Origin of the sequence: Micromonospora echinofusca (assembly GCF_900091445.1) — a bacterium.
Classification (GTDB): Bacteria; Actinomycetota; Actinomycetes; order Mycobacteriales; family Micromonosporaceae; genus Micromonospora; species Micromonospora echinofusca.
In genome coordinates this window covers 2,259,360-2,286,355 of sequence record NZ_LT607733.1, presented here as the reverse complement: position 1 = coordinate 2,286,355, position 26,996 = coordinate 2,259,360, and the positions used below count along the sequence as shown (strand labels likewise).

The 26,996-nt window shown below is 75.2% G+C and carries 23 protein-coding genes; 12 read left to right on the top strand and 11 right to left on the bottom strand.

All coding sequences use genetic code 11. The features are described from left to right. Positions 1 to 9: 9 nt before the first annotated feature. From GA0070610_RS10150 to GA0070610_RS10130, 5 genes are all read right to left on the bottom strand, one after another. Positions 10 to 1,125 carry a branched-chain amino acid ABC transporter permease gene (locus tag GA0070610_RS10150; RefSeq protein WP_088999794.1) on the bottom strand — a complete coding sequence of 372 codons (1,116 nt, stop codon included), beginning with the start codon at positions 1,123 to 1,125 and terminating at the stop codon, positions 10 to 12. Then, the gene (locus tag GA0070610_RS10145; RefSeq protein ID WP_088999793.1) at positions 1,122 to 2,000 is read right to left on the bottom strand and encodes a branched-chain amino acid ABC transporter permease; all 879 of its coding nucleotides are present in this window, start codon (positions 1,998 to 2,000) and stop codon (positions 1,122 to 1,124) included. The genes GA0070610_RS10150 and GA0070610_RS10145 overlap by 4 nt, the downstream gene beginning before the upstream one ends. A gap of 26 nt (positions 2,001 to 2,026) precedes the next feature. Next, positions 2,027 to 2,749: an ABC transporter ATP-binding protein gene (locus GA0070610_RS10140; RefSeq protein WP_088999792.1), complete on the bottom strand. Its 723-nt coding sequence runs from the start codon at positions 2,747 to 2,749 to the stop codon at positions 2,027 to 2,029. After that, complete coding sequence (locus tag GA0070610_RS10135; protein WP_088999791.1) at positions 2,746 to 3,531, bottom strand: ABC transporter ATP-binding protein; 786 nt, start codon at positions 3,529 to 3,531, stop codon at positions 2,746 to 2,748. The genes GA0070610_RS10140 and GA0070610_RS10135 overlap by 4 nt, the downstream gene beginning before the upstream one ends. A 196-nt stretch (positions 3,532 to 3,727) precedes the next feature. Further along, positions 3,728 to 4,627: an alpha/beta hydrolase family protein gene (locus GA0070610_RS10130; RefSeq protein ID WP_089003395.1), complete on the bottom strand. Its 900-nt coding sequence runs from the start codon at positions 4,625 to 4,627 to the stop codon at positions 3,728 to 3,730. Positions 4,628 to 4,841: 214 nt separating this feature from the next. Here GA0070610_RS10130 and GA0070610_RS10125 point away from each other — a divergent pair, with 214 nt between their 5' ends. The 8 genes from GA0070610_RS10125 to GA0070610_RS10090 all read left to right on the top strand — a co-directional run bounded on the left by GA0070610_RS10125 (position 4,842) and on the right by GA0070610_RS10090 (position 12,475). Next, a complete protein-coding gene (locus GA0070610_RS10125; protein ID WP_088999790.1) occupies positions 4,842 to 5,315 on the top strand; it encodes an aromatic ring-opening dioxygenase LigA in 474 nt (157 codons plus the stop codon). Between the two features lie 147 nt (positions 5,316 to 5,462). Further along, positions 5,463 to 6,254: a shikimate dehydrogenase family protein gene (locus GA0070610_RS10120; protein ID WP_088999789.1), complete on the top strand. Its 792-nt coding sequence runs from the start codon at positions 5,463 to 5,465 to the stop codon at positions 6,252 to 6,254. A gap of 223 nt (positions 6,255 to 6,477) precedes the next feature. After that, positions 6,478 to 7,350, top strand: coding sequence for an STM4015 family protein (locus GA0070610_RS10115; RefSeq protein ID WP_172896511.1), 873 nt, complete (start codon positions 6,478 to 6,480; stop codon positions 7,348 to 7,350). A gap of 6 nt (positions 7,351 to 7,356) precedes the next feature. Beyond that, entirely contained in the window at positions 7,357 to 8,307 is a 951-nt protein-coding gene (locus tag GA0070610_RS10110; RefSeq protein ID WP_088999787.1) for an STM4015 family protein, read from the top strand. 1 nt (position 8,308) lies between these two features. Then, complete coding sequence (locus GA0070610_RS10105) at positions 8,309 to 9,442, top strand: STM4014 family protein (RefSeq protein WP_172896510.1); 1,134 nt, start codon at positions 8,309 to 8,311, stop codon at positions 9,440 to 9,442. Continuing rightward, positions 9,430 to 10,233, top strand: a complete 804-nt coding sequence (locus GA0070610_RS10100; RefSeq protein WP_088999786.1) for an STM4013/SEN3800 family hydrolase — start codon at positions 9,430 to 9,432, stop codon at positions 10,231 to 10,233. The genes GA0070610_RS10105 and GA0070610_RS10100 overlap by 13 nt, the downstream gene beginning before the upstream one ends. Continuing rightward, positions 10,230 to 11,552, top strand: coding sequence for an STM4012 family radical SAM protein (locus GA0070610_RS10095; protein WP_231926037.1), 1,323 nt, complete (start codon positions 10,230 to 10,232; stop codon positions 11,550 to 11,552). Before GA0070610_RS10100 ends, GA0070610_RS10095 begins: the two co-directional genes overlap by 4 nt. Then, positions 11,549 to 12,475 carry an STM4011 family radical SAM protein gene (locus tag GA0070610_RS10090; RefSeq protein WP_088999784.1) on the top strand — a complete coding sequence of 309 codons (927 nt, stop codon included), beginning with the start codon at positions 11,549 to 11,551 and terminating at the stop codon, positions 12,473 to 12,475. The genes GA0070610_RS10095 and GA0070610_RS10090 overlap by 4 nt, the downstream gene beginning before the upstream one ends. A gap of 85 nt (positions 12,476 to 12,560) precedes the next feature. Here GA0070610_RS10090 and GA0070610_RS10085 read toward each other — a convergent pair whose 3' ends face one another. Then, a complete protein-coding gene (locus GA0070610_RS10085; RefSeq protein ID WP_088999783.1) occupies positions 12,561 to 14,153 on the bottom strand; it encodes an MDR family MFS transporter in 1,593 nt (530 codons plus the stop codon). A 65-nt stretch (positions 14,154 to 14,218) separates the two neighbouring features. Further along, on the bottom strand, positions 14,219 to 14,839 hold the full coding sequence (locus tag GA0070610_RS10080) for an acyl-CoA-like ligand-binding transcription factor (protein ID WP_088999782.1): 621 nt from the start codon (positions 14,837 to 14,839) through the stop codon (positions 14,219 to 14,221). A 474-nt stretch (positions 14,840 to 15,313) separates the two neighbouring features. On the opposite strand from GA0070610_RS10080, the gene GA0070610_RS10075 reads away from it, so the two are divergent. Next, positions 15,314 to 16,243 carry a diacylglycerol/lipid kinase family protein gene (locus tag GA0070610_RS10075; RefSeq protein ID WP_088999781.1) on the top strand — a complete coding sequence of 310 codons (930 nt, stop codon included), beginning with the start codon at positions 15,314 to 15,316 and terminating at the stop codon, positions 16,241 to 16,243. Positions 16,244 to 16,331: 88 nt separating this feature from the next. Here GA0070610_RS10075 and GA0070610_RS10070 read toward each other — a convergent pair whose 3' ends face one another. After that, positions 16,332 to 17,507 (bottom strand): trans-sulfuration enzyme family protein, encoded by a 1,176-nt coding sequence (locus tag GA0070610_RS10070; RefSeq protein WP_088999780.1) that lies wholly within the window; start codon positions 17,505 to 17,507, stop codon positions 16,332 to 16,334. A gap of 235 nt (positions 17,508 to 17,742) precedes the next feature. Here GA0070610_RS10070 and GA0070610_RS10065 point away from each other — a divergent pair, with 235 nt between their 5' ends. Beyond that, positions 17,743 to 19,356, top strand: coding sequence for an RICIN domain-containing protein (locus GA0070610_RS10065; protein ID WP_088999779.1), 1,614 nt, complete (start codon positions 17,743 to 17,745; stop codon positions 19,354 to 19,356). 164 nt (positions 19,357 to 19,520) lie between these two features. Here GA0070610_RS10065 and GA0070610_RS10060 read toward each other — a convergent pair whose 3' ends face one another. From GA0070610_RS10060 to GA0070610_RS10050, 3 genes are all read right to left on the bottom strand, one after another. Further along, a complete protein-coding gene (locus tag GA0070610_RS10060) occupies positions 19,521 to 20,324 on the bottom strand; it encodes an SGNH/GDSL hydrolase family protein (protein WP_088999778.1) in 804 nt (267 codons plus the stop codon). A 223-nt stretch (positions 20,325 to 20,547) separates the two neighbouring features. Then, positions 20,548 to 21,015: a class I SAM-dependent methyltransferase gene (locus tag GA0070610_RS10055; RefSeq protein ID WP_269458880.1), complete on the bottom strand. Its 468-nt coding sequence runs from the start codon at positions 21,013 to 21,015 to the stop codon at positions 20,548 to 20,550. 208 nt (positions 21,016 to 21,223) lie between these two features. Then, a complete protein-coding gene (locus tag GA0070610_RS10050) occupies positions 21,224 to 23,041 on the bottom strand; it encodes an AfsR/SARP family transcriptional regulator (RefSeq protein ID WP_088999776.1) in 1,818 nt (605 codons plus the stop codon). 305 nt (positions 23,042 to 23,346) lie between these two features. Here GA0070610_RS10050 and GA0070610_RS10045 point away from each other — a divergent pair, with 305 nt between their 5' ends. Beyond that, positions 23,347 to 26,592, top strand: coding sequence for a type 2 lanthipeptide synthetase LanM family protein (locus GA0070610_RS10045; protein WP_231926031.1), 3,246 nt, complete (start codon positions 23,347 to 23,349; stop codon positions 26,590 to 26,592). Between the two features lie 86 nt (positions 26,593 to 26,678). After that, entirely contained in the window at positions 26,679 to 26,918 is a 240-nt protein-coding gene (locus GA0070610_RS10040; protein ID WP_088999774.1) for a hypothetical protein, read from the top strand. The last annotated feature ends 78 nt before the right edge of the window (positions 26,919 to 26,996 follow it).

Here is a 26,996-nt window from a genome sequence, read left to right as displayed (position 1 = left end):
CGGGACGGCTCAGGGCCGCCGTCGGCCCGGCCGGCGCGCGGAGACGGCCCGGGCCAGCCGGGACAGCAGGCCCTGCACGCCGCCGGGAGCGGCGATCATGACGACGACGAGGGTGAGCCCGAAGATGGCCAGGGGCAGGTTGCCCTCGACCCGCTGCGCGAGCGCCGGCGACAGGGTGAGCTGATCGGTGAGGGTGTGCGTCAGGTCGGGCAGGGCGACCAGCAGGACGGCCCCCCACGCCGCGCCGGCCAGGCTGCCCAGCCCGCCGATGACGACCGCCATCAGCAGGAACAGCGACAGCGTCAGCGAGAACGCCCCGGGCGACACGCTCTGCGCGAGGACCGCGAGCAGGGCGCCGCCCAGCCCGGCGCCGGCCGCGCTGACCACGAAGGCGAGCACCTGGGTGCGGGCGACGTGGATGCCGGCGAGGCGGGCGGCGACCTCGTCGTCGCGTACCGCCCGGAAGGTGCGGCCGTACCGGCTGCGGACGAGGTTGGCCAGCAGCAGCAGGGCCAGCAGGGTGGCCGCCGCGGTGACCCAGAGCTGCCAGCGCTCGTAGGGGAAGTACTGGCCGAGGAACGTCGGCGGGGGCTCGACCGGCACCGCCAGCCCCTGCTCGCCGTTGAACACGCCGTCGAAGGTGACGGCCAGCGCCGGCACCACGACCGCGACGGCCAGGGTGACGCCGGCCAGGTAGGGCCCGCGCAGCCGGGCGGCGGCCACCCCCACCACGGCGCCCACCGCGAGGGCGGCCAGGACGGCCGCGCCCAGCGAGACCGGGAGCAGCCAGCCGCCGGTCATCCCGGCGTCGGCGAACGCGTTCTGGCACAGGGCCACGGTGTACGCGCCGGTGGCCATCAACGCGCCGTGTCCCAGGGAGAGCTGCCCGTTGAGCCCGGTGAGGACGGTCAGCCCGGCGGTGGCGCACAGGTAGGCGGCCACGGTGGCGAGCTGGAAGTTGCGGAACGGCTCCAGCCCGTAGCTCACGGCCACCAGCAGCAGCATGGCGACGGCCGCGAGGCCGGCGTGACGCCGCAGGGTCGAGCCACGGCGCGCCCCGGCCGGACCGGCGCCGTCGACCCGCGCCCGCGTGCCCGGCGGGGTCGCCGCCCGGGTGGCGCTCACACCCGCCTCGCCGCGACCGGGGCGAACAGCCCGCCGGGCCGGACCAGCAGCACCGCCAGCAGCAGCACCAGCACCGCGAGCGGGGTGAGGTCGCTGCCGGCGTAGCCGCTGACGTAGGACAGCAGCAGGCCGACCGCGAGGCCGCCGACCACCGCCCCCGGTGGACTGTCCAGCCCACCCACCACGGCGGCGGTGAACGCCGAGACGAAGACGAGGTCCATCGCGTGCGGGTGCAGGCCCAGCTCGGTGGGGATGACCAGCATGCCGGCCAGCGCGCCGACCCCGGAGGCCAGCGCCCAGCCGAGGGTGAGCATGCCGCCCACGTTCACCCCGAGCAGGCGGGACACCTCGGGGGCGAACGCCGCCGCGCGCATCCGCAGGCCCACCGCCGTGCGGGTGAAGGTCCAGGCGAGCCCCACGACCACCACCGCGACCGCCGCGAAGACGAACAGGTCGTACGGCGACAGGACGGCGACGCCACCCACGGTCAGCGGATTGCGGGAGAAGGGCGTGCCGGCGGGCAGGAACTCGCTGCCGTACACCATGCCGAGGACGGCCTGGATCAGCAGCACCAGCCCGAGCGCGACGATCACCGGGTTGAGCGGCGACGCGTGGTCGACGAAGCGCATGACGACCAGGTCCACCGCCGCGCCGAGCAGCAGCCCGGCGGCCAGCGCGGCCAGGAACCCCAGCCAGTAGGAGCCGGTCGCGGCGGAGACGCTGTAGGCGACGTACGCGGTCGCGACGGCCATCGCGCCCTGGGCGAAGTTGACGATCCGGGCCGCCCGCCAGATGAGCACCAGCGCCAGGGCGAACGCGGCGAGGACCGCGCCCCTGGACAGTCCGTCGAGGGTGAGGAAGACGAAGCGGTCCAACGGTCCTCCTTGCGGGGACGAGGGGTTCAGAAACCGAGGTAGGCGTGCCGTAGGTCGGCGTCGTCGCGCAGCCGCGCGGCCGGGGCGGTGGTGACGACGCGGCCCAGGGACATCACCACGCCCTCGTCGGCGATCGAGAGGGCGCTGCGTACGTTCTGCTCGACCAGCAGCACGGTCAGCCCGGTGTCGTCGCGCAGCCGGCGCAGCAGTGCCATGGTCTGGGCGACCACCCGCGGCGCCAGGCCGAGCGACGGCTCGTCGAGCAGCAGCAGGCGGGGCCGGCCGACCAGCGCCCGGCCGAGGGCGAGCATCTGCCGTTCGCCGCCGGAGAGCTGGTGCCCGTGATGTCGTCGCCGTCGGGCCAGCGGCGCGAAGAGCTGGTAGACCTCGTCGAGGGCGCGGGCGGCGTCGGCCCGGTCGCGCCGCCACAGCCCGCCGAGGCGCAGGTTCTCGTCGACCGTCAGCTCGCCGACCACCCCGCGTCCCTCCGGCACGTGGGCCATGCCGCGGCGCACGAGCTGCTCCACCGCGACGCCGCGCAGGTCCTCCCCGGCCAGGACGACCCGCCCGGCGGTCGGGCGCAGCATGCCGGAGAGGGCGCGCAGCAGGGTGGTCTTGCCGGCCCCGTTGGCGCCGACGACCGCCGCGATGGCGCCCTTCGGCACGGTGAGGTCGATGCCGTGCAGCACCGGCGCGCCGCCGTAGCCGGCCGTCAGGCCGCGTACCTCGAGCAGGGCCTCGCCGCTCATGCCGCGGCCTCGTCGACGGCGGCGCCGAGGTAGGCGTCGGCGACCGCCGGGTCGTCGCGTATCTCGTCGGGGGTGCCGGCGGCGATCACCCGGCCGAAGTCGAGCACCACGATCTCGTCGCAGACGGACATCACGAGGTCCATGTGGTGCTCCACCAGCAGCACCGCGCAGGGATCGGCCTCGCGCCGGGGCAGCCCCCGGACCAGCTCCGCCAGCTCGGCGATGTCGTCGGCGCCCAGGCCCCCGGCGGGCTCGTCGAGCAGGAGCAGCCGGGGCCGCGCGGCCAGCGCGCGGGCCAGGGCGACCCGCTGGCGTACGGCGAAGGGCAGCGTGCCCGGCACGGCGTCGGCGTGCCCGGCGATGCCCAGGGTGTCGAGGACGTCGAGGGCGTGCCGGCGCAGCCGGCGCTCGTCGCGGTCACTGCGGGGCAGGCCCAGCAGGGCGGCGAGGAAACCGGCGCGGGCCGTGTGGGTGGCCCCGGTCATCACGTTCTCCAGCACGGTGAGCCCGGCGAAGAGCCCGGTGCCCTGCAACGTGCGGGCGACGCCGAGGCGGGTCAGCCGGTGCGGGCGCGGGCGCAGCGGCCGACCGTCGAGGGTCAGCGTCCCGTCGTCCGGCGTGACGAAGCCGCAGACCACGTTGAACAGGGTGGTCTTGCCGGCGCCGTTGGGGCCGATCACGCCGACCACCCGGCCGGGCGGCACCCGCAGCGAGACGTCGTCGAGGGCGGTGAGGCCGCCGAAGCGGACCCCGATGTGGTGCAGTGCGAGCCCTTGCTCCATCACCCGTCCCCCCGGCAGCCGCCAGTATTTACACTGGGAGTGTACGTTTCTGAGGTGGGCCGTCAATACCTTCGATACCCTGGCCGCGCACGCTCGTCGGTCGCCGTCCGAGCCGGACGGCGACCGACGGTTTCTGCACCGGAAGGGCAGCCACGCGCCGCGGGGCGACCGCCGACGGCGACCGCCCCGCACCGCGTCAGGCGCTCGGGCAGGTGTTGCGGTACTCCTGGACGGCCGAGCCGCTCGGGCCCGGGCAGAGGAACTGCTCGTAGCGGGTGTCGTCGTCGACGAACCGCTTCAACCAGGCCACCGCCTGGCGGGCGGTGGGCGTGTTGACCGTCTGCGGGAAGAAGTGGCTCGCCCCGTTGAGCTCCAGGTACGCCTTCTCCGACGAGGCCGGGATGCTGTTGTAGAACGGCTCCGAGTGCGACGAGACCGGCGCGATGCTGTCGCTCTCCCCGCCGATGATCAGGGTCGGCACCCGGACGTCGGACCAGGTCTTGTCCAGGTTCCACGGCGCCAGCGGCACGGCGGCCTGCAACGACGGCCGGGCGACCGCCGCCTCCAGGCTGCCGCCGCCACCCATCGAGTGGCCGGACACGGCGAGCCGACTGGCGTCGATCCGGCCGCGCACCGAGCTGCGCTGCGTCAGGTAGTCGAGCGCCGCGAGCAGCTGCCGGCCCCGGCTGTCCGGCTGGTCGAGGCGGGTGTTGGTCTCGATGCCGATCACCACGAACCCGTGCGAGGCGATCCGCGGCCCAAGCCAGTCGATGCTGGACCAGGCCGCCGTGTAGCCGGGCGAGATGGCGACGGCGCCAAAGGTGCCCTCGGCGGTGCTGGTCGGGTAGTAGATGACGCCGCCGCCGAAGCCGGTGACGCTGAGCGACGAGACGCTCTGCGACGCGGTGGCGAACGGGCCGCGGCTGGCCTCCAGCAGGGCGACGGTCGGGGCGGGACCGCGCTCGTACGGGTTGGCGGCGGCCTGGGCGGCCGGCGGCGCGGCGAACGCGCCCGCCGTGGCCAGGACGGCGGCCACGGCCAGCCCGGCGAGGCGGACGGCGGGACGGGGACGGACGGTGGTGGTTGGTGATGACACGTCGGGCACTCCCTACGGGACGGGGCATATCGACATGCATCAGTCTTGGGTGGTGCCGGCGGCGGCGCATCGGTGAAATCACCAGTCCCCGGGCGACAAAGGCCCGGGGCGACGGATGCGGCCGGTCGCCGGATTGCCGATACTGTGGCCCACTTCCACGGGAAACACATCCGCGCCCGGGGCACCTGCCCAGGGGCGCGGGAGAGGAGACACCATGAGCGATACCACTGCGAAGTCCCGAGCGGTCGGCTCCACCGTCCGGCTGCTGTCCGTCCTGGTCATCGTCGCCGGCCTGGTCATGCTGATCGGCGGGGCCGCCACCTGGTTCACCGTGCAGAGCCAGCTCGCCGACGAACGCATCACCGTCTCCGCCGACGCGGACTGGTTCGCCGGCGAGAAGATCGACGGCCCGCTCACCGCGTACGCGGAGGCCGAGGTCATCGAGAAGCACTCGCTGGAGGCCAGCGGCGGCAAGACGTACGCCGAACTCGGCCGGGAGGACCCCACCCGGCAGACCGTCATGAACGGCTCGTTCCTGCGCGCCTCCCTGTTCACCTCCGTCGTCTCCTTCGGGGTCGCCGCCCTGGCGATGGGCCTCGGGGTGGTGCTCGCCCTGATCGGGTACTCCCTGCTCACCCTGTCCCGCCGGCTCGACGCCCTCCCCGCGCCGGCCTCCACCACCTCCTGATCCGTGCCGGCGGCCCGGCCACGCCCCGTACCGCGTGGCCGGGCCGCCGCGTGGTCGGGCCGTGTCGGGGCGGGTGCGGCCGTCGGTTAGGGTCGGCACCGCCCCCTCCGGCCGCGCCGGACGACCCCTGCCCGCGGAGGCGCCCTGATGACCGAGATTGGCGGCGCCACGAGGGTGTACGCGCTGCTCGGCGACCCGATCGCCCAGGTGCGCGCCCCCGGGCTGCTCAACCCGGTGCTGGCCCGGCGCGGCACCGACGCGGTGCTCGTCCCGGTCCACGCGCCGCCGGCCGACCTCACCCAGGTGGTGCGGGGGTTGCAACGGGTGGCCAACCTGGACGGGATGCTCGTCACCGTGCCACACAAGGCCGCCGCGCTCGACCTCGCCGACCGCGCCAGCGACCGCGCCCGCCTCGCGGGCAGCGCCAACGCGCTGCGGCGCGAGCCCGACGGGACGTGGACCGCCGACACCTTCGACGGCGACGGGTTCGTCCGCGGGCTGGCCGGGGCCGGGCACCACCCCCGGGGCCGCCGGGCGTGCGTGGTGGGCGCGGGCGGGGCGGGCAGCGCCATCGCGGTGGCCCTGCTCGACGCCGGCGTGGCGCACCTGCACCTCAGCGACACCGACCCGGACCGGCTGGAGACGCTGCGGCGGCGGCTGTCCGCCGCGTACCCCGGCCGGGTCGGCGCGACGGCGCGACCGCGACTGGCCGACGCCGACCTCGCGGTCAACGCCACGCCCCTGGGGCTGCGCCCCGACGACCCGCCACCGTTCGCGGTGGCGGAGCTGCCGGCGCACGCGGTGGTCGCCGACATCATCATGACGCCGGCGGAGACGCTTCTGCTGGCCCAGGCGCGGGCCCGGGGGCTGCGGGCGCATCCGGGCGAGCCGATGCTCGCCCACCAGATCGACGCCTACCTGGACTTCTTCGGGCTGTGACCGACCGCCGGTCCGCGCCGGGGACCCGGGCGGCTCCCGGCGACCGCCGCCCGGTCCCGGCCGGCGACCGCGCCGCCCGCCGGCCGGCCGGCTCACTGATCATCCTGTCGGCCGGACCTGTTACCGTCGCGCCGCCGCTGCACCAGTCGGACCGGAGGTAGGCGTGATCAGCTCGCACGTGTCGTCGTTCGTCGGATTACCGGTAGTGCCCTTCACCCCGGGGATGAGCCTTCCCGACGATCCCTCGGCGGTCGCCTGGCGGTTGGAGGTCGAGGAGCACGACGCGGAGCCCGAGGAGTTCGCCGGCCTCGTACGGGCGCTGCGGGAGCAGGTGCCGCCCGACGCCGTACGCGCCCTGGTGATCGGCGAGTGGGGCGAGGCCTACGAGCGGCCACTGCCGGTCGAGACGCTGGTCGAGGCCGCCGGGGAGTGGACCGGGCTGCGGGCGGTCTTCCTCGCCGACCTGACCTACGAGCAGTGCGAGATCTCCTGGCTCACCCACGGCGACATCACCCCGCTGCTCGCGGCGTACCCGTCGCTGGGGGTGCTCTGGGTGCGCGGCGCGCAGGGCCTGCGGCTGGAGCCGGTCCGCCACGCCGGGCTGCGCGAGCTGCGCTTCGAGTCGGGCGGGCTGCCGGCCGGGGTGGTCCGCGCCGTCGGCGCCTGCGAGCTGCCGGCCCTGCACCGGCTGGACCTGTGGCTCGGCCGCAGGGACTACGGCGGCGACGCGAGCGCCGAGGACCTGGCGGGGGTGCTCTCCGGCGCCGGCCTGCCCGCCCTGCGGCACCTCGGGCTCTGCAACGCGGAGATCGCCGACGCCGTGGCGGCGGCCGTCGCGACCGCACCGGTCGTCCCCCGGTTGGAGGCGCTCGACCTGTCGATGGGGACGCTGACCGACGAGGGCGCGAAGGCGCTGCTGGCCGGGCAGCCGCTGACCCGGTTGACCCGGCTCGACCTGGAGCACCACTTCCTCTCCGAGGAGATGGCCGCGGCGGTGGCCGCCGCCCTGCCGGGCGTGCGGGTGGACCTCTCGGACCCGCAGGTCGCCGAGGACTTCGACGGTACGCCGCACCGCTACACGGCCGTCGGGGAGTGAGCGGCGATGGCCTTCGGTTCCCACGCGCGCCACTTCGCCGGCCGTCCGGTGGTGGACGTCCCCGCCGACGGGCCGCTGCCCACGGTGGACGGCCCGGTCTCGTGGCGGATCGCCCACTGGCACTTCGACGAGGAGACCACGGAGAACGCGCTCTCGGAGGAGTTCCGCGACGCGTTCGACCGGTTCGTCGCGCAGGCCGGGCCGTCCGTGGAGTCCCTGGTCGTCGGCTCCTGGGGCTACGCGGCGTTCCACCGCGCCCCGATCGCGCAACTCTGCGCGGCGGCGCCGCGCCTGCCCGCCCTGCGCGCCCTGTTCCTCGGTGACATCACCGTCGAGGAGTGCGAGGTCTCCTGGATGAGGGTGGGCGACGTCAGCGCGCTGCTGACGGCGTACCCGCGGCTGGAGGTGCTGCGGGTGCGCGGCGGCGAGGCCTTCGCCTTCTCCCCCGTGCGGCACGCGCGGCTGCGCGAGCTGGTGGTGGAGAGCGGTGGGCTGCCCCGGGAGTTCGTCGGCGCGGTGCTCGACTCCGACCTGCCCGCGCTGACCGACCTGGAGCTGTGGCTCGGCACCTCCGACTACGGCGGCGACGCGCAGGTCACCGACCTCGCCCCGCTGCTGGCCGGGGAACGGTTCCCGCAGCTGTGCCGGCTCGGCCTGTGCAACTCGGAGATCGCCGACGACCTCGCCCGGGCGCTGGCGTCGGCGCCGGTGGTGCCCCGGCTGCGACGGCTGGACCTGTCGATGGGCACGCTCGGCGACGAGGGCGCCGCGGCCCTCCTGGCCGGGCAGCCGCTGACCCACCTGGCGGAGCTGGACCTGTCCCACCACTACCTGGCGGAGGAGACGGCCGCGTCGCTGGTCGCCGCGCTGCCGGGCGTCCGGGTGGACGTGTCCGACCCGCAGGAGCCCGACGAGTACGACGGCGAGAGCTACCGCTACACGGCGGTGTCGGAGTGACATGCGCCTGACCGTCGTCGGCAACCCCGGCAACCGTCGGGTCGCCCTGTTCACCCGGGCGGTCCTCGCCGCCGGCCTGCCCCGGCCGCAGGTGCTGCCCTGGGCCGACGTGCTGACCGGCGCGGCGTCGCCCGGGGCCGACGCGGTGGTGCGGATCGACTCGCCCGGGGAGGACGCCGAGGTGGACCGGCTGCTGCGCCGGTCCGCCTCGCCGGCGCGGCACGGCGAGCTGGTCGGCCTGGCCGACACGTACGCCGGGCTGCTGCGGGGCCTGGACCGGGTCGCCGCCGGCGGCGCGGAACTGCTCAACGACCCGGCGGACGTCGCGGTGCTGTGCGACAAGCGGCGCTGCCACGCCCGGCTGTCGGCCGCCGGGGTGCCGGTGCCGGCCGCGCTGCCTCCGGTGCACGGGTGGGCGCAGCTGCGGTCGGCGATGGCGGCGGCCCGCTGGAGCCGCGTGTTCGTCAAGCCCGCACACGGCTCGTCGGCCGCCGGGGTCGTCGCGCTGGCCGTGGCCAGGGGGCGGGTGCAGGCGGTCACCACGGTCGAGGCGACCCCGGACGGGCTGTTCAACTCGCTGCGCCCGCGCCGCTACACCGACGAGGCCGAGGTCGCCGCCATCGTCGACCGGATCGCCGCCGACGGCCTGCACGTGGAGCGGTGGCTGCCCAAGGCGGGGCTCGGCGACCGGGTGGTCGACCTGCGGGTGGTGGCGGTCGCGGGGCGGCCCACCCACGCCGTGGTGCGCGCCGCCCGGGGGCCGCTGACCAACCTGCACCTGGGCAACGCGCGCGGGGACCTCGCCGAGCTGCGCGCGGCGGCCGGGCCGGCGGCGTGGGCGGCGGCGATGGAGACCTGCGAGCGGGTGGCCCGGTGTTTCCCCCGCACCCTCCAGGTCGGCATCGACCTGATGTTCCTGCTCGGCTGGCGGCGGCACGCGGTGGCCGAGGTCAACGCCTTCGGCGACCTGCTGCCGGGGGTGCTCGCCGACGGCCGGGACACGTACGCCGAGCAGGTGCGCGCCCTGACCGACGGCCGGTGGACGCGCTGGCTGTCGGCGGCCGGGCCGTCGCGCGGGGACGCTGCGGTGCGGGAGCCGTCGGCGGGGCGGGAGGTGCTCACGTGCGCAGTCTGATCGGCAGCCACGACCTGCTCCTGCTCACCCTCGACACGCTGCGCCACGACGTCGCCGCCGACCTGGCCGCGCGCGGGCGCACGCCGCACCTGGCGCGGGCCCTGCCCGGCGGGCGGTGGGAGCGCCGGCACTCCCCCGCCAGCTTCACCTACGCCGCGCACCACGCGTTCTTCGCCGGTTTCCTGCCCACCCCGGTCACCCCGGGCCGGCACGAGCGGCTGTACGCGGCGGCGTTCCCCGGCAGCGAGACGGCCGGCGCCGACACCTGGGTGTTCGACGCCCCCGACCTGCCCACGGCGCTCGCCGACGTCGGCTACCACACGCTCTGCCTGGGCGGCGTCGGGTTCTTCAACCGGCGCAGCCCGCTCGGGGCGGTGCTGCCGGGCCTGTTCGCCGAGGCGCACTGGGAGCCCGGGTTCGGGGTCACCTCCCCCACCTGCCTGGACGCCCAACTCGACCGGCTGGCCGAGGTGCTGCCCCGGGTGCCGGCGCGGCAGCCGCTGTTCACGTTCCTCAACGTCGCCGCCCTGCACCAGCCCAACCGGCACCACCTGCCCGGCGCGCAGGTCGACGACCTGGCCAGCCACGCCGCCGCCCTGGAGTACGTCGACGGCCGGATCGACCGGCTCTTCGCCCTGCTCACCGGGCGGGGCCGGCCGGTGTTCGCGATCGTCTGCTCCGACCACGGCACCGCGTACGGCGAGGACGGCCACACCGGCCACCGGATCGGCCACGACGTGGTGTGGACGGTCCCGTACGCCCACTTCGTCCTGCGACCGGGGGAATGGTGACCAGCACCGACACGGGCCTCGACGGCTCGCCGTACCAGCAGTACCTCTACGCGTACCCGCACAAGACCTCCTACCGGCCGCTGCGCCCGCGCCCGCTGCTGGCGGACGTGTGGCGGGCCGAGGCGCGCGAGGCGCTCTTCCTCTACGTGCACCTGCCGTTCTGCGAGATGCGCTGCGGGTTCTGCAACCTGTTCACCCGCGCCAACGCGCCCGCCGAGCAGGTGACGGCGTACCTGCGGCAGCTGCGCCGGCAGGCAGGCCGGGTCGCCGACGCGCTGGGCGACGCCGCCGGCTACGCCCGCGCGGCGCTCGGCGGTGGCACCCCCACCTACCTGACCGCCGACGAGCTGACCGAGCTGTTCGCCGTCGCCACCGCGATGGGGGCCCGGCTGCCGGGCGTACCGCTGTCGGTGGAGACCTCGCCGGCGACCGCGACGCCGGAGCGGCTCGCGGTGCTCGCCGCGCACGGCACCACCCGGGTGAGCATCGGCGTGCAGAGCTTCCTCGACGCCGAGGCCCGGGCCGCCGGCCGCCCGCAGCGGCGCGCGGAGGTGGAGGCGGCCCTGGCCGCGATCCGCGACGCCCGCATCCCCGTGCTCAACATCGACCTGATCTACGGCATCGACGGGCAGAGCGCCGACACCTGGCGGCAGAGCCTCGACGCGGCCCTGGCGTGGCGCCCGGAGGAGCTGTACCTCTACCCGCTGTACGTGCGCCCGCTGACCGGGCTCGGGCGGCGGGCGCACGCCCGGGCGGACTGGGACGCCCAGCGGCTCGCCCTCTACGAGCAGGCGGTGGCGACGCTGGGCGCGGCCGGCTACCGGCAGGAGTCGATGCGCCAGTTCCGCCGCTCCGACGCGCCCACCCCCGACGGGCCGGACTACTGCTGCCAGGACGACGGCATGGTGGGCCTGGGCTGCGGCGCCCGCTCCTACACCACGTCCCTGCACTACTCGTTCGACTACGCGGTCGGGGTGTCGCAGGTGCGCGCGGTGCTCGACGACTACCTGGCCCGCCCGGCCGACGACTTCCGCTTCGCCGAGTTCGGGTTCGCCCTCGACGGCGCGGAGCAGCGCCGCCGGTGGCTGCTCAAGTCGTTGCTGCGCGCCGAGGGGGTCGACGCGGCGGCCTACCGGGCCCGCTTCGGCGCGCTTCCGGGCGACGACTTTCCCGAGCTGGGCCGGCTGGCCGAGCGGGGCTGGGCCGGCGACGGCGGGCTGCGGCTGACGCCGGCCGGGCTGGCCCGCTCCGACGCGATCGGCCCGTGGCTGACCTCGGCCCGGGTCCGCGACGCGATGACCGGGTACGTGCCGAGGTGAACCTCGCGATCCTCTACCGGGGGCCCCTGGCGAGCTGCAACTACGACTGCCCGTACTGCCCGTTCGCCAAGCGGCGTGACCCGCCGGAGCTGCTGCGCGCCGACCGGGCGGCGCTCGCGCGGTTCGCCGGCTGGGTGGCGGCCACCGGCGACGTACGGCTGTCGGTGCTGTTCACCCCGTGGGGCGAGGGGCTGACCCGCAACTGGTACCGCGACGCGATGGTGTCGCTGTCGCACCTGCCGCACGTCGAGCGGGTGGTCATCCAGACCAACCTCGCCGCCCGGGTGGACTGGCTGGCCGACGCGGACCCGCGCGCCGTCGCCCTGTGGAGCACCTACCACCCCGGCCAGGTCGACCGGGACCGCTTCCTGAGCCGGTGTGCCCGGCTGACCGAGCTGGGCGTGCGCTACTCGGTGGGGGTGGTCGGCCTGCCGGAGCACCTCGCCGAGGCGCGGGCGCTGCGGGCCGCCCTGCCCGCCGAGGTCTACCTGTGGGTCAACGCCGCCGAGGGCCGGCGCTACGACGCCGCCGAGGAGGCGACCTGGACGGAGCTGGATCCGCTGTTCGGCTACAGCGCGCGCCCGCACGTGTCGCTCGACCGTCCGTGCCATGCGGGCGAGACGGCGATCTCGGTGCGCGGCGACGGCACGGTGCGCCGCTGCCACTTCATCGACGAGCCGATCGGCAACCTCTACGACGGGTCGTGGCGCACGGCCCTGCGGCCGCGGCCGTGCGGCAACGCGGTCTGCGACTGCCACATCGGGTACGTCCACCTCAAGCCGCTCGGCCTGCGCGACGTCTTCGCCGGCGGGGTGCTGGAGCGCATCCCGGCGGCCTGGCCGCCCGTACGCCGGCCGGTGCCGCTCGCCGCGCCGGAACGCCGGCCGCCGGCGGTCCCCGCGCCGGGGTCCCCGCCGGCCTGACGGCGGTCGGCGGGGTGGAACGGATCGACCGGCGGGCAGGGGCGGGGGCGGCCCGGCACGGCCGGACCGCCCCCGATCGGGTGACTCAGTGCGCGCCGGGTACGGCGGCGGCCGCCTCTTCCCGGGCCCGCCGCTCATCACCACTGAGGGTGTGCAGCGGCTTCTCCCGGATGAACAGCACCACCACCAGGGCCAGCACCGCGAAGGGGGTGGCCACCAGGAACAGCTCGCCGGTGGCGGTCCCGTACACGTCCTGGATGATCCTCAGCACCGGCTCGGGCAGGGCGGACAGGTCGGGCACCTCGGTGGAGCCCTCCCCGCCCGGGGCACCGCCGGCCAGCGGGCCGAGCTTCTCCGCGCTCAGCGTGGCGACCCGGTTCGCCAGCACCGCGCCGAGCGCGCTGACGCCGATCGTGCCGCCCATGCTGCGGAAGAAGGTCAGCACGGAGGTGGCCGCGCCCAACTCGTGCGCCGGCACGTCGTTCTGCGCCGCGAGCACCAGGTTCTGCATGAGCATGCCGACGCCGATGCCGAGCACCGCCATGTAGACGCTGAGCAGCACGACGCTGGTCTCGGCGTCGATGGTGGCCAGCAGCAGCATGCCGACGACCATCACGGCGGCGCCGGTCACCAGGTAACGCTTCCAGCGGCCGTACTTGGTGATGAGCTGACCGGCCACCGTCGACGAGACCAGCAGGCCCAGGATCATCGGCAGGCTCATCAGCCCCGCCACCGTCGGCGACTTGCCCAGCGAGAGCTGGAAGTACTGGGACAGGAACACGGTGCCGCCGAACATCGCCACGCCGACCAGGATGCTGGCGACGGTGGTCAGCGAGACCGTCCGGTTACGGAAGATCTCCAGCGGCACGATCGGCTCCGCCGCGCGCGACTCCACCCAGACGGCCAGCGCCAGCAGGGCGAGGCCGCCACCGACCATGAGCGCCGTCCAGCCCGAGGCCCAGGCGAACTTGTTGCCGGCCAACGACGACCAGACCAGGACGGTGGAGACACCTGCGGTGATGAGCAGCGCGCCGAGCCAGTCGATCTTCACCTTGCGGCGGGTCGCCGGCAGGTGCAGGGTGCGCTGGAGCAGGAAGATGGAGAGCAGGGAGAACGGGACGCCGATCAGGAAGCACCAGCGCCAGCCGAGCCAGGAGGTGTCCACCAGCACGCCGCCGATCAGCGGGCCGGCGATGGTGCCGACGCCGAAGACGGCGCCGAAGATGCCGGCGTAGCGGCCCAGCTCGCGGGGCGGGATCATGGCCGCCATCACGATGGTGGCCAGGGCGGTCATGCCGCCGGCGCCGATGCCCTGCACGACCCGGCTGACCAGCAGCACCTCGACGTTCGGGGTCAGGCCGGCGATCAGCGAGCCGATCACGAAGAGGCCGAGGGAGAGCTGGATCAGCAGTTTCTTGCTGTAGAGGTCGGCCATCTTGCCCCACAGCGGCACGGTCGCCGTCATGGCCAGCAGTTCGGTGGTGACGATCCAGGTGTAGACGGTCTGGGTGCCGTTGAGGTCGGCGATGATGCGCGGCAGCGCGTTCGCCACGACCGTGGAGGCGAGGATCGACACGAACATGCCGACCATCAGGCCCGAGAGTGCCTGGAGCACCTCGCGGCGGGACATGCGGCCGGCGCCGACCTTGGTGGTCTCGGCGGGCACGGTGGCGGTCATTGACCTTCCTTACCGGGTACGGGTTTCTCGGCCTCCCGGGCACCTTCCCGGAAGGGGCTTGCGGGTCAGGGCCGATCGGGTTGCGGCAGCCCCGCGGCGAGGGCGGCGAAGGCCTCGTCGACGAGGTCGGCCAGATCCGGCTGGTCGGGGTGGGCGGCCCAGCGGGTCATCGCGATGCGCAGCACGGCGCCCGTCACGGCGGTGACCAGCGCGGGGTAGCCGTGGTCGGGGTCGACGCCGACCCGCGCCGCGACGACCTCGACGATGGCCCGCTCCGTCTCGGCGTTGCCGGCCACCAGGCGCGGCAGCAGCGCGGGGTTGCGCGCCACCACGTCCATCCGCAGGCACCACAGCTCGCGCTCGGCGCGCACCTCGTCGATGACGTCGTCGAGGGCGGTGCGCAGCGCGGTCAGCACGGGCACCTCGGGCGGCACCGCGGCCAGCCGGGCCACCAGGCGGGCGGCGTCGCCCGCCTGGTCACCGACCAGGGCGTCGTCCTTGCAGGCGAAGTAGTTGAAGAACGTACGCGGGGAGACGTCGGCCGCCTCACTGATCTCCTCCACCGTCACCTGGGCCAGGCCGCGCTCGGCCACCAGGCGCAGCGCCGCCTCGGTCAGCGCGGCCCGGGTCCGGCGCTTCTTGCGGTCGCGCCGCCCGGGAGTGGGCTCGGTGCTGGCGGAAGTCACGCGGGGACACTACAAGCGATCTTGCAGAACCTGCAATGTTTTATCAAGTGAAGTGATGTGGCCCATCCCGGCGGCACCGGCCCCTGGTCACCGCCACGCGGCCGTCACGGCGTCCCCGACGCCGGTCGTCGACGGGGAGGCTCAACCCGGTGCCGCGGACCAGGTCCTGCCGGGTGAGCGGGCCGTCCGGGAAGACCTTGGACAGCAGACGGACCGGTTGCGCGTCCGGACGCCCCGGCTGGTCGCGCGCGCCAGCTCCGCCCGCCACCCCGATCCGCTCGGCCGCCCGGTGCGACCGTACGACCCCGCCCCCGGCCAACCACCCTGACGACCGCGTGTGGTCAGGCCGTCGACCGGGCACCGGACCCACCGGCGGGCACCGGCCACGGGCCCGCCCGGGTGCCCCGCGTCGACGGTCGGCCGGCAGCTGCTGTCGTCGTGTCGGCGCCCGGGATGCCGATAGGGTCGGGGCCCATGCGGACGAAGCAGGAACTGGGCGCGGCCATCCGGCGGGACCGGCGGGCCGCCCTCGTCGTCAACGCCCACTCCCGCCGGGGCCGCCAACTGCACGAGCAGGCCCGGGCACGGCTGACGGCGGCCGGCTTCCACCTGCTCGGCGACCATCCCGTCGAGCAGCCCGGCCACCTCGAACGCGCCCTCGCCGCGGCCGTCGACCTCGGGCCGGACCTGCTGGTGGCCGGCGGCGGGGACGGCACCCTCAGCACCGCCGCGCGGCTGCTCGCCCACCGCGACATGGCGCTCGGCCTGCTGCCGCTGGGCACCACCAACAACTTCGCGCGCACCGTCGGCGTGCCGCTGGAACTCGACCGGGCCGTCGACGTGCTGGCCGACGGCACGGTGATCGACGTCGACCTCGGCCTCGCCGGCGACATGCGGTTCACCAACCACGTCGGCGTCGGCCTCTCCGCCGACATCATGCTCCGCACGCCGCCGCGCCTGAAGCGGGTCATCGGGCGGCTGGCGTACCCGCTCACCGCCCTGGCGCTGCTGGCCCGGCACCGCCCGCTGCGCGTCACCGTGCGCGCCGGGGACGCCCGGCACGAGTTCGTCACCCACCAGGTGTACGTGGCCAACGGCGGCTTCCACGCCGGACGCCCGATCGCCGCCGACGCCGACGCCGACGACCGGCTGCTGGTCGCGTACCCGGTCGGTGGCGCGGACCGGCGTGGCCTGGTGCGCGCCACCGCCCGCAACGCGGCGACCGGGCACCGGCGCTCCGTCGGCGACGAGCCGTTCCTCGCCGTCGGGGAGCTGTGGCTGGAGACCGACCGGCCGGCGCGCGTCGAGGTCGACGGTGAGCTGTGCGGCCGTACGCCCATCCGCATCGGCCTGGACGCCAACGCGCTGCGCGTGATGGCGCCGGCCGGCAGCCCCGACCGCTGAGCGACGCGGCCGGCCGGGGCCGCACCCTGCGCGCCACCGCGGCCGGGGCGCTACTCCGGCCCGGCGTGCCACGGCGGCCGAGAGCGGGCTAGCGCGGCCGGTCCGCCGCGTCGAGGGCCGCCAGGAAGTCGGCGACGAGGTCCTCGGTGTCCTCGATGCCGGTGGAGACCCGCACGAGGCCCTCGGCGATGCCGGCGGCGGCCAACTGCTCGGCGTCCACGATCCCGGCCCACATCGAGCGCGGGTGCACCACGAGGGTGCTGACGCTGCCCAGGCTGGCCGCCCGCTTGGCCAGGCGGAGCCCGTCGAGCAGCGCCGCCGCCGCCCGCCCGTCGTGCAACTCCACGCCGAGCACGCCGCCGAAGCCCGTCATCTGCCGCCCGGCCAGCTCGTGCTGGGGATGCGTCGGCAGCCCCGGGTAGCGCACCCGCCGCACGGTCGGGTGGCCCTCGACCGCCCGAGCCAGGGCCAGCGCGTTGGCGTTGTGCCGCTCCACGCGCAGCGACAGCGTGCGGATGCCGCGCAGCAGCAGCCAGGCGTCGATCGGGCCGAGCGTGCTGCCGGTGACGATGGCGGTCTGCCAGACCCGGTCGACCAGGTCGGCGGAGCCGACGATCACCCCCGCGGACAGGTCGGAGTGCCCGCCGAGGTACTTCGTCCCGCTGTGCCACACCAGGTCGGCGCCGAAGTCCGCCGGCCGCTGGTTGACCGGGGTGGCGAAGGTGTTGTCGACGGCCACCAGCGCGTCGTTGGCGTGCGCCAGCTCGATGACCGCCGCCAGGTCGGTCAGTTCGAGCAGGGGGTTGCTCGGGGTCTCCACGAGGACCAGCCGGGTCTGCGGGCGCAGCGCCCGCGCGAACGCCTCGTTGTCGGTCTGGTCCACCTGGGTGAAGGCCACCCCGAACCGGGCTAGCAGGCCGGTGACCAGGGACGTCGTGCCGCCGTACGTGCTGCGCTGCACGACGACGTGGTCCCCGGCGGAGAGCAGGGCCAGGGCGATCGTGCTGATCGCGCCCATGCCGGAGGCGGTGACCATGCCCGCCTGCACGCCCTCCAGCTCGGCGACCACGGCGGCGACCTGCGCGTGGTTCGGGTTGCCGTAGCGGGTGTAGAAGCCGTGGCCCCGCGTCTCGGTGGCGAGGGCGGCGAACTGCTCGTCCGACTCGGCGCTGAAGGTGGCGCTCTGCACGATCGGCGGCGACACCGCCGCGCCGGGGCTCAACCCGTCGTCGCCGTGGACAGCGATCGTGCCGGTGCCGGTCACAGGGTCTCCTCACCACGTCGTCCGGGGCGGCGACGACGGTCCCTCGGACCGCCCGCGTTGGCGTCGACCCGCCCGTCGGGAGCGTACCCGCCCCCGCGACCGGCGGCTCCCGGTCCTTCACGCCAGACCGGGAAAGCGCTTACCATGTCCTCGACATCGACGTCCATGGATCACTAGCCGCCCCACGGGGACGCGTCCGCGATCCTCCCCCCACAGCGCTGTCCGAAGGAGCCCCATGACACCACCCGACTCCCCCCGACACCCCGGCCGCCGTCGCCTCGCCCTGGGGGTCACGGCCGCACTGGCGATCGTCGGCGCCGCCGTGGCGGTCGGACCGCAGCCCGCCGCTGCGGCCACCGTCGACCCCGCCGCCAGCTACGTGCTCGTCAACCGGCACAGCGGCAAGGCCATGGACCTGTGGGGCTGGTCCACCGCCGACGGCGCGCCGGTCAACCAGTACGCCCGCAACGACCTGGCCGTGCAGCAGTGGCGCTTCGTCGACGTGGGCGGCGGCTACCACCAGATCCGCTCGGCGCACAGCGGCAAGGTGCTGGAACTGCCCAACGCCGAGGACGGGGTCCAGCTCGTCCAGAACACCGCCGTCGGCGGCAACACCCGTCAGCACTTCCGGCTCGCCGACTCCGCCGGCGGGTACGTCCGCCTGGTCAACCGGCACTCGAACAAGGCGCTCGACGTCTGGCAGTGGTCCACGGCCGACGGCGCGATGATCTCGCAGTACCAGGATCTCGACGGCGCCAACCAGCAGTGGCAGTTGATCGCTGTCGGCTCCGGCGGCACCGGCTGCGGCAGCGGCGCGTACCAGGCCGAGGCGGTGCTCAGCGGCGGCACCTGGACCGCCCGCAACGGCGGCACCACCGTGTACACCGGCAGCGACATGCGCGCCGCCGTCCAGGCAGCCGTGAACAGCCTCGGCGCCGGGCGGACCAACAAGCAGCGTGTGGTCGTACGGGGCTCCGGCTCGATGAGCGCCGGCTCGCGGATCTCCCTGCCCAGCTACACCGCGATCGACGTGTGCGGCACCATCAACGTCACCGGCTCGGGCAGCGGCGACCAGGCGCCGATCTACTCCCGCGGCACCCGCCAGGTCGAGGTCGGGCACCTCACCGTCACCGGCACCCCGCTCTACGGGATCTTCCTGCGCAACGTCACGGACGTCGTGCTGGGCCGGATCGACATGCGGCTCGGCGGCGGGCTCGGGATCCGCATCGACAACCGCGGGGACACCAGCCAGTGGAGCCGCAACGTCCGGATCGACACCGCGTACGTCTCCGGCGCCAGCTCGCACGCGGTCGAGACGTACGGCGTGGACGGGCTGACCATCGGCACCGTCACGGCGCGCAACGTGGGCGAGTCGGGTCTGCTGCTCAACCAGACCATCAACGCCACCGTCACCACCGTCGACGCCGAGAACGCCGGCGCCGGCACCGGGTACGCCGCCTTCCGGATGGCCAACCGCAACGGGCGGGTGGGCTCCGACTACCCGACGAACGTCCGGGTGGGCACCGTCCGGGCGCGCGGCGGCGGCCGGGGGATCTTCTGCGTCTCCGAGTCCGGCGGCGCCGCCATCGACCGGGTGGACATCGCCGACACCGGCAACAACGCGATCCTGATCGAGAACTGCCAGGGGGTGGACATCGCGGCCGGCGGCGGCACGATCAGCGGCGGCGGCGAGGTGCGGCTGGCCGAGCGCACCGAGTTCCCCGGCAACCGGGACATCACGCTGCGCAACTTCACCCTGGTGAACAGCCGGATCGTGGAGAACCCCTGCGCGGACAACCTGACCATCAGCAACGTGCGGCTGAGCAACTCCACCGTCAACCGCTGCTGACCGGGGCGGCCCGGCAGGGTCGTACGGTCCCGTCCGGCGTCGTGGTGCGGATGGTCGGACGGGGCACGGTCGCCACGCGGGCGTCCGTGCCCCGTCCTCCCGCCCGGGCGGTCCCGGCCCCGAGGGGGGCGGGACCGGCTCCGCCCGGACGGAGAACGCGTCGGTCAGCCCGCGACGGAGCGGAAGACCGGGTAGTAGCCGCCGGACTGGCCGGCCGCGGTCGGGTGGTACGAGACGCCCAGGGTGGCGAAGTTGAGGGCGTGCAGCCACTTGTCGCCGTAGCTGCACAGCTGGTGCCCGACGAACTGCGCACGCACGTCGGCGAACTTGAAGCCGGCGGCGACGGCGGCACTGCGGGTGATGTCGTCCACCAGGTTGATGCCCTCGTTGATCTTCGCCCGCGAGGTGGCGCTCAGGCCGACGCAGACCGTGCCGAGCTGGTAGAAGACCGGGTAGCCGACGACCACCACGCGGGCGTTGGGGGCCCGGGTCTTGATGCCGTTGTAGACGTTGCGCAGCAGGCCGGGCAGCTGGGCACGGGCCTTGTCCTCGGCGGCCTGCACGGCGGCCACGCACTGGGTGGTGCCCTGGAGCACGCAGGTGGACATGATGCTGGCGAACCCGACGTCGTTGCCGCCGACCGTGACGCTGACCAGCGTGGTGGTGGAGCTGAGCGCCGACAGCTGCGTGTTGATCACGCTGGTGGTGGTGGCACCGGAGCAGGCGACCGAGCGGTACGACGCGGGCTTGATGTTGGCCGCGTACAGCGCCGGGTAGGCCTTGGTGCTGCGCTGGCAGGAGCCGCTCTCGCTGGTGTAGCTGCCGGCGCCCACGCCCGAGGCGTACGAGTCACCGAGCGCCACGTAGCGGTCGGTGGCGGCGGCCTGGGCGGGGGCTGCCATGGTGAGGCTGACGCCGAGAGCCGTGGCCAGGCTCAGGGCGAGGGAAACGAGACGGGTTCTCCGCACGTCGCACTCCGGGGGTAGAGGGATCGAGTGCGAGATTGATATCACCGAATATTTAGGAATGAAAGATCCTGCCGGAACTTTTAGGGGTGCCGGTAAAGACCTACCGGGTTTACGTCCCGACACCGGCGCCCGGCAGGGGTCGCGCGGGGCGCCACCGGGGTCCCGGCCGCGCCGCTCGGCGGACGTGACCCCGGTCGGGGGCCTGCGCGGACGGGGCGGAGCGTCAGCCGGACGTCCCGCAGGCGCCCGTGGCGGTCGCCACGAACACCGTCTGCACCTGCTCGCCGTCGGCGAGGCCGGGCACGGAGTGCGCCCGTACGTCGACGAAGCCCGCCCGGCCCAGCGCGGCCCGCCACCCCGCCACGTCGAGCAACGGCGACGCCGGCACCCTCGGCTCGTCGTCCGCGTGCCGCCACCACCCCTCGGCCAGGCCGAACGTCAGCGTGTCGTGGTCGAGGCGGCTGGTCATCTCGTCGACCACCAGGACGCCGCCCGGCTTGAGCAGCGCGTGGCAGTGCCGCAGCGCGGCGGAGATCCGCAGCGTGGCGTGCAGGACGTTGCTGGCCAGGACCGCCTGCATCGAGCCGGGCTCGAAGCCCTGGTCCTCGGGCGCAGCTCCATGGCCTGGGCGAAGGAGCGCGGATAGCGCCGGAGGAACTGCCGGACGTGCTGCTGCACGAGCGCGGCGCAGAGCCGGTTGTGGAAGTCGAGCTGGACGTTGTCCCGGTAGATCGCGGAGACCAGCTCGGCCGAGCCGCCCGGGAAGAGCACCTCGTTCGCCGGCCGGTCACCCCGCACGACCCCTACGAGCTGCGTCTGGCAGGCGACCAGCAGGGGCACGTACCCCGGCGGCCTCCGGGTGCTCCCGGCGCAGGGCCTCTCTCTACACCGCCGCCGGCTCAGCTTCCCACCGCGCTCAGCGCCCCGGCGCCGGCCACCAGCACCCGGTCGGCCTGGTCGGCCTTCTCCCGGGCGAAGACGCGCACGAGGTCGTGGAAGCGGAACCGCTGCCGTCGGCCGCCGTCGGACTCGACGATCTCCAGCAGCCGGGCGTCGACCAGGTGCTCCCCCACCTCCTCGCCAGCGTGCCGGGACACCCCCAGCACCTCCGCCGTGCACCAGCTCGGGAAGGCCGGCGTGCGCAGCAGCGCCAGCCGGCGCAGGGCGAGCTGGCCCAGGTCGGCGAGTTGGTGGTAGCTGCTGTCCAGCCGTTCCCGGACGTCCATCGAGCCCAGCCGGAGCTCGTCCAGCCGGTACCGCTCGTCGGCGAGCCGGTCCGCCAGGTACCCGAGCGACCAGTGCGGGCGCGCCAGCAGTCGCGATCCGGCGACCCGGACGCCGAGCGAGAGCCGACCGCACAGCTCGACGATCCGCTCGGCCGCGTCGGCCTCCTCGGCGATCCGCTGCGCCCCGATGATCCGCCCGAGCAGCGCGAGCGCCTGCCGCCGGTCCAGGGTGCCGACCTCGATCGACGTGGCGCCGGCCAGCTCCGGCATCCGCAGCCGGCTGGTGACGATGACCTGGCAGCCCGGGTCGCCGGGCAGCAGCGGGCAGACCTGCGCGTAGTCCGCCGTGCCGTCGAGCATGACCAGCAGCCGCCGGCCGGCGAGCTGGCTGCGGTAGAGCCGGACCCGCTCGTCGAGGCCCTTCGGGATCGCCGCCTCGGCGTGGCCGAGGCTGCGCAGGAACCAGCCGAGCACGTCGTACGGCTCGACGGCGTTGCCGCTCGCGCGGCCGAGGTCGGCGTAGAGCTGGCCGTCGGGGAAGGCGCCGCGGGTGAGGTGGGCCGCGTGCAGGGCCAGCGTGCTCTTGCCGACGCCGGCCATCCCGGTGACCACGGCGACCGGCGGGCGGTCCGTCGGCTCGGCCGTCAGCACCCGCAGCAGCCCGCTCAGCTCCTCCTCCCGGCCGGCGAAGTCACCGACGCCGGGCGGCAGCATCGCGGGCCGTACGCCGTGCCAGCTCGGCTCCGCGACGACCGCCGGGGCCGGGGGGTCGGCGAGGATCGACTGGTACGCCTCGGCGAGCAGCGGCCCCGGGTCCACGCCCAGTTCGTCGGCCAGCACCCGGCGGCCCTCGTGGTAGACGGCCAGCGCGTCGGCCTGCCGGTCGCAGTGCAGCAGGGCGGTCATCAGGTGGCCCCGCAGCCCCTCGTGCAGCGGGTGCTCGGCGACGAGCTGGGTGATCTCGGGTACCAGCCGCACGTGCCGGCCCAGCCGCAGGTCGGCCTCGATCCGGCTCTCCAGGACCGCCATCCGCAGCTCCGCCATCCGGTGCGTCTCGGCCGCCGCGAAGTGCTCGGTCACGTTGGACAGAGCGGGGCCGCGCCACAGCGACAGGGCGGCGTGCAGCCGCTCGGCGGCCTCGGCGTACCGGCCGTCGCGCAGGGCCTCACGCCCGGTCTCGGCGAGGCGCTCGAACTCGTCGAGGTCGAGCTGGGCGGCGCCGATGCGGAGCTGGTACCCCGACCACTGCCGGACGATGTCCACCTCGGCGCCGAGGTACTTGCGCAGCCGCGAGACGTAGTTGTAGAGCTGGGCGGCGAAGGTGGCCGGCGGGCGCTCCCCCCAGAGCAGCTCGCACAGCCGGGTGTCCGGCACCGTACGCCCCTCGGCGAGCAGCAGCGCCGCGAGCACGGTCCGCTGCTTCGCGCCGTCCAGTGCCACTTCGGCGTCACCCCGCCAGGCCCCCACCGGCCCCAGTACCCGAAACTCCATCCCTGGCTCCGTTCATCGCGCCGCCCCGGGTAGACAGTCGTCCGAAGACTCATCGGCACCGGCCCCGTCCACATGCGTGAGCGGCACCCAATTTCCCGCCGATGTCACGCTGGCCGTTCAATTGATCACCGATCGTGACTAGGATGGGGCTGTCGCGGCCGGGTGCGGATACACCGGCCGGCACGGCCCGTCCGGCCGTCCCGGGGCACGGCGGGTTCGCACCCACCGTCCCGGCCAGCACCGGAGCATGAATGTGGGTAGTTTCCACGCATGAACTCCGCGCCCCGCTCTGGCACCTTGCAACGGTGACCTCGACTCCCCCGGCCGGCGCCACCGAGCACGCCTCTTCCGGCGTACGGCTGGCTCCGCACTGGTGGGCGCCGGGGCTCGCGCTGCACGAACGCGTGCCCGGCCGGGCCGTCGGCGCACCGGGCCGGCCGCCCGCCGACGCGCCGACGGACGCCACGACGGGCGGGTCCGGCAGTGACGCAGCACGCGCCACGACCGGCGGCCCCGGCAGCGACGGCGCACACGGCACGACCGGCGCGGGCGGCCAGGCTGCCGCCGATGATGCCATCGGCCCGGACGTCGAGCGGAGGCTGGCCCGGTGGCGGGCCGGGCACGGGCCGGGCCTGGCGGCGCGGCTGGCCGAGGTGGGCCTGGACGAGTCGGGGCTGCGCGGGCTGCTGGCCGAGGACCCGGCCGCGCTCGCCGCCAGGATGACCCGCCCGCCGTGGGCGCAGGCCGTCGAGGCGGCGTTGGCCGCCGCGGCGGCGCCCCGGCCGCAGGCCGACCCGGCGGACTGGCGGGCCGCCCTCGCCGCGCCCCTGCGGCCGTTCGTCGACGTCGCCGCCGACCGGTTCCGCGCCGGCGCCGGCCGGATCGCGACGCGGCAGACGGTCGACCTGAACCCCCTCACCGACCGGTTCGCCACCGCGCTGGAAGACCGCCTGCTCGCCGTCGCGGCCCGCACGCTGGTCTCGGAGCTGCACCGGCGCCGCGCGGCCGGCCTGCTCGCCGGCGCCGACGGCCGGGCCCGCTTCGCCGACTTCGTGGCGCAGCTCCGCGACCCCGCCGGGCTGGCCGAGCTGGTCGAGCGCCGTCCGGTGCTCGCCCGCCTGCTGGCGCAGGCCGCCACCACGGCCGCCCGGGCCGGGCTGGAACTGCTGACCCGCTTCCTCGCCGACCGCGACGAGTTGGTGGCGGCCCTGCTCGGCGGCGCCGACCCCGGCCCGCTGGTCGCGTTCCGCAGCAACCTGGGCGACGCGCACACCGGCGGCCGGACGACCACGGTGCTGTGCTTCGCCGACGGCCGGAGCGTCGTCTACAAGCCGCGCGAGCTGGCCTCCCAGGTCCACTTCACCGCGTTCGTCGACTGGCTGGAGCGGCGGGCGCCGGGGCTCGGGCTGCGCGGGGTCGCCGCCCTGACCCGCCCCGGCTACGGCTGGTCGGCGCACGTCGACGCGACGGCACTGAGCCACCCCGAGCAGGCGGACGACTTCTACCGCCGGCAGGGCGCCCTGGTCGCGCTGCTGCACGCCCTGCACGCCACGGACATGCACTACGAGAACCTGATCGCCGCCGGTGACACCCCGGTCGTGGTGGACACCGAGACGCTCTTCCACCCCGCGCTGGGCGAGGCGGCGGGCACCGGCGACCCGGCCGCCGACCTGCTGGCCGCCTCGGTGCACCGCACCGGCCTGATACCGGTGATCGTCGTGGGCGACCAGGGGGCGATGGACCTCTCCGGCGTCGGCGGCGACCACGGCGCGACCGCCCCCGTCAGCGCCCTCGACTGGGCCGACCCGGGCACCGACCGGATGCGGCTGACCCGCCGGGCCGTCGGCTTCGTCGGCGGGCGCAACCGGCCCCGCGTCGGCGACGCCGTGGTCGACCCCGGTGCCCACGAGCCGGCCCTGCGGGCGGGGTTCCGGCTGGCGTACGACACGATCCGGGCCCACCGTCGCGAGTTCACCGAGCTGGCCAGCTCCTGCGCCGACGTCCCGGTGCGGCTGGTGGCCCGCCCCACCTCGGCGTACCACGGTCTGCTCACCGAGACCACGCACCCGGACGTGCTCGGCGACGCGCTGGAGCGCGACCGCGCGTTCGGCGTCCTCTGGTCCAGCGCCGCCGGGCACCCGTTCCTCGCCCAGCTCCCACGGCACGAGGTCGCCGCGCTGTGGGCGGGCGACGTACCGCTGTTCGAGGGCACGCCGGGCAGCCGGACCGTCCGGGTGGCCGGGAGCGGCGAGCCGCTGCCCGTACCGCTGGCCCGCCGCGGGCTCGACACCGCGCTGGACAAGATCGCCGCGCTGGGCGAGGCCGACCGGCGGCAGCAGGAGTGGATCGTCGCGGCGACGCTGGCGACCCGTCATCCCGCCAGGGACCGGCACGCCGGCACGCCGACGTCCCGGCCGGTCGCGGACGCCGCCGCCTCGCCGGAGCGCCTGCTCGCCGCCGCGTGCGCGCTGGCCGACGAGATCCAGGCCCGCGGCGTCCCCGGCGCCGGCCGGGTCAACTGGCTCGGCCTGGAGCTGGTCGACGACCGGCAGTGGCTCGTCCTGCCGATGGGGGCCGGGCTCGCCAACGGCCACCTCGGGGTCGCGCTCTTCCTCGGCCAGCTCGCCGAGGTGACCGGCGTCGCCCGCTACGCCGAGCTGGCCCGCCGGGCCGTCGCCGGGGTGCCGGGGCTGTTCCGCCTGCTCGGCGCGCGCCCGGACCTGGTGGCCGCCATCGGCCCCGGCGGGCTGTACGGCCTCGGCGGCATCGCGTACGGGCTCGCCCGGCTGTCCACCCTGCTGGCCGACCCCGGGCTCGCCGGGCAGGCCCGCGCGGCGGTGGACCTGGCCGCCGCCGCCAGCGCGGGATGCTCGGCCCTCGCCTGGGCCGACGGTGGCGCGGGCTGCCTCGCCGCCATGCACGCGGTGCACGCCGAGCTGGACCACGCGCCGGCGGCGTCGCTCGCCCGCGACTGGGCCGACCGGCTCGTCGACGCGGTCGAGCGCGACGAGCTGCCGGCGGAGGCCGGCTTCGCCGGCGGGCTGGCCGGCATCGGCTGGGCGCTGGGCCGCTACGCCCGCACCGGCGGCGCCCGGTACGCGCGGGCCGGCCGGCGCGCGCTGCGGGGGGCCGGCACCCCTGGTGCAGGCGATCCGGCGGGGTACGGCTGGTGTCGTGGCGCGGCCGGCCTGGCCCTCGCCCACCACGCCCTCGCCCCCGACACGGGTCCGCTCGACGCCGACGCGCTGCGCCTGCTCACCGACCGGCCGCTGCTCGACGACCTCAGCCTCTGCCACGGCGAGCTGGGCGTCGCCGAGGCGACCCGCGTCCTCGACGGCGAGGGGTCCGCGACGCGCCGACTCGCCGGTCGGGTCCTCGCCGCCGTCGACCGCCACGGGGCTCGCTGCGGTACGCCGGGCAACGTGCCCACCCCCGGTCTGGTCGACGGCCTCGCCGGCATCGGGTACGGGCTGCTGCGGCTCCACGGGGCCGGGCCGGTGCCGTCGGTGCTGCTGCTGGAACCGACCCCTGAACCGTGCTCCTCGGGTTGAGGACCGCCCGACGAGCGACGACGATCTTCGAGTGGAGCGGCAAGCTTCCGGAAGCACCCTACGAAGCACCACAGGAGGAATGACAGTTGTCCGAGAACCAGCTCCCCTCGTACCGTGCCGACGAGATCGACCCCTCGGCGCCGATCGACGACCCGGCAGGAGCGATGTGGTTGCAGCCCGTCGTGACGTTCGGCATCCGCGCGGCGGCCCTCGCCAGCCTGGTCGTACCCGTGGGCATGGTGATCGGCGGTCTCGTCGGTGACGGTGGCGCCGCGGCGGCGGACGCCGCGCCCCTGACGACCTGCTGCCCCGAGAGCCTGCTGTGACGATCGGATAGCCGCCCGGGAGCCGGCGTCGTCGGCACCGCGTTGGGCTGTGGCCTGCCGCCTCGGATAGCGTGCGCA

What these genes read in the sequence shown, in the direction of transcription:
- GA0070610_RS10105 (WP_172896510.1), top strand. Translation starts at nt 8,309, where the DNA reads ATGCGCCTGACCGTCGTCGGCAACCCCGGCAACCGTCGGGTCGCCCTG.
- GA0070610_RS10135 (WP_088999791.1), bottom strand. Translation starts at nt 3,531, where the DNA reads ATGGAGCAAGGGCTCGCACTGCACCACATCGGGGTCCGCTTCGGCGGC.
- GA0070610_RS10120 (WP_088999789.1), top strand. Translation starts at nt 5,463, where the DNA reads ATGACCGAGATTGGCGGCGCCACGAGGGTGTACGCGCTGCTCGGCGAC.
- GA0070610_RS10110 (WP_088999787.1), top strand. Translation starts at nt 7,357, where the DNA reads ATGGCCTTCGGTTCCCACGCGCGCCACTTCGCCGGCCGTCCGGTGGTG.
- GA0070610_RS10115 (WP_172896511.1), top strand. Translation starts at nt 6,478, where the DNA reads ATGAGCCTTCCCGACGATCCCTCGGCGGTCGCCTGGCGGTTGGAGGTC.
- GA0070610_RS10085 (WP_088999783.1), bottom strand. Translation starts at nt 14,153, where the DNA reads ATGACCGCCACCGTGCCCGCCGAGACCACCAAGGTCGGCGCCGGCCGC.
- GA0070610_RS10050 (WP_088999776.1), bottom strand. Translation starts at nt 23,041, where the DNA reads ATGGAGTTTCGGGTACTGGGGCCGGTGGGGGCCTGGCGGGGTGACGCC.
- GA0070610_RS10140 (WP_088999792.1), bottom strand. Translation starts at nt 2,749, where the DNA reads ATGAGCGGCGAGGCCCTGCTCGAGGTACGCGGCCTGACGGCCGGCTAC.
- GA0070610_RS10065 (WP_088999779.1), top strand. Translation starts at nt 17,743, where the DNA reads ATGACACCACCCGACTCCCCCCGACACCCCGGCCGCCGTCGCCTCGCC.
- GA0070610_RS10125 (WP_088999790.1), top strand. Translation starts at nt 4,842, where the DNA reads ATGAGCGATACCACTGCGAAGTCCCGAGCGGTCGGCTCCACCGTCCGG.
- GA0070610_RS10075 (WP_088999781.1), top strand. Translation starts at nt 15,314, where the DNA reads ATGCGGACGAAGCAGGAACTGGGCGCGGCCATCCGGCGGGACCGGCGG.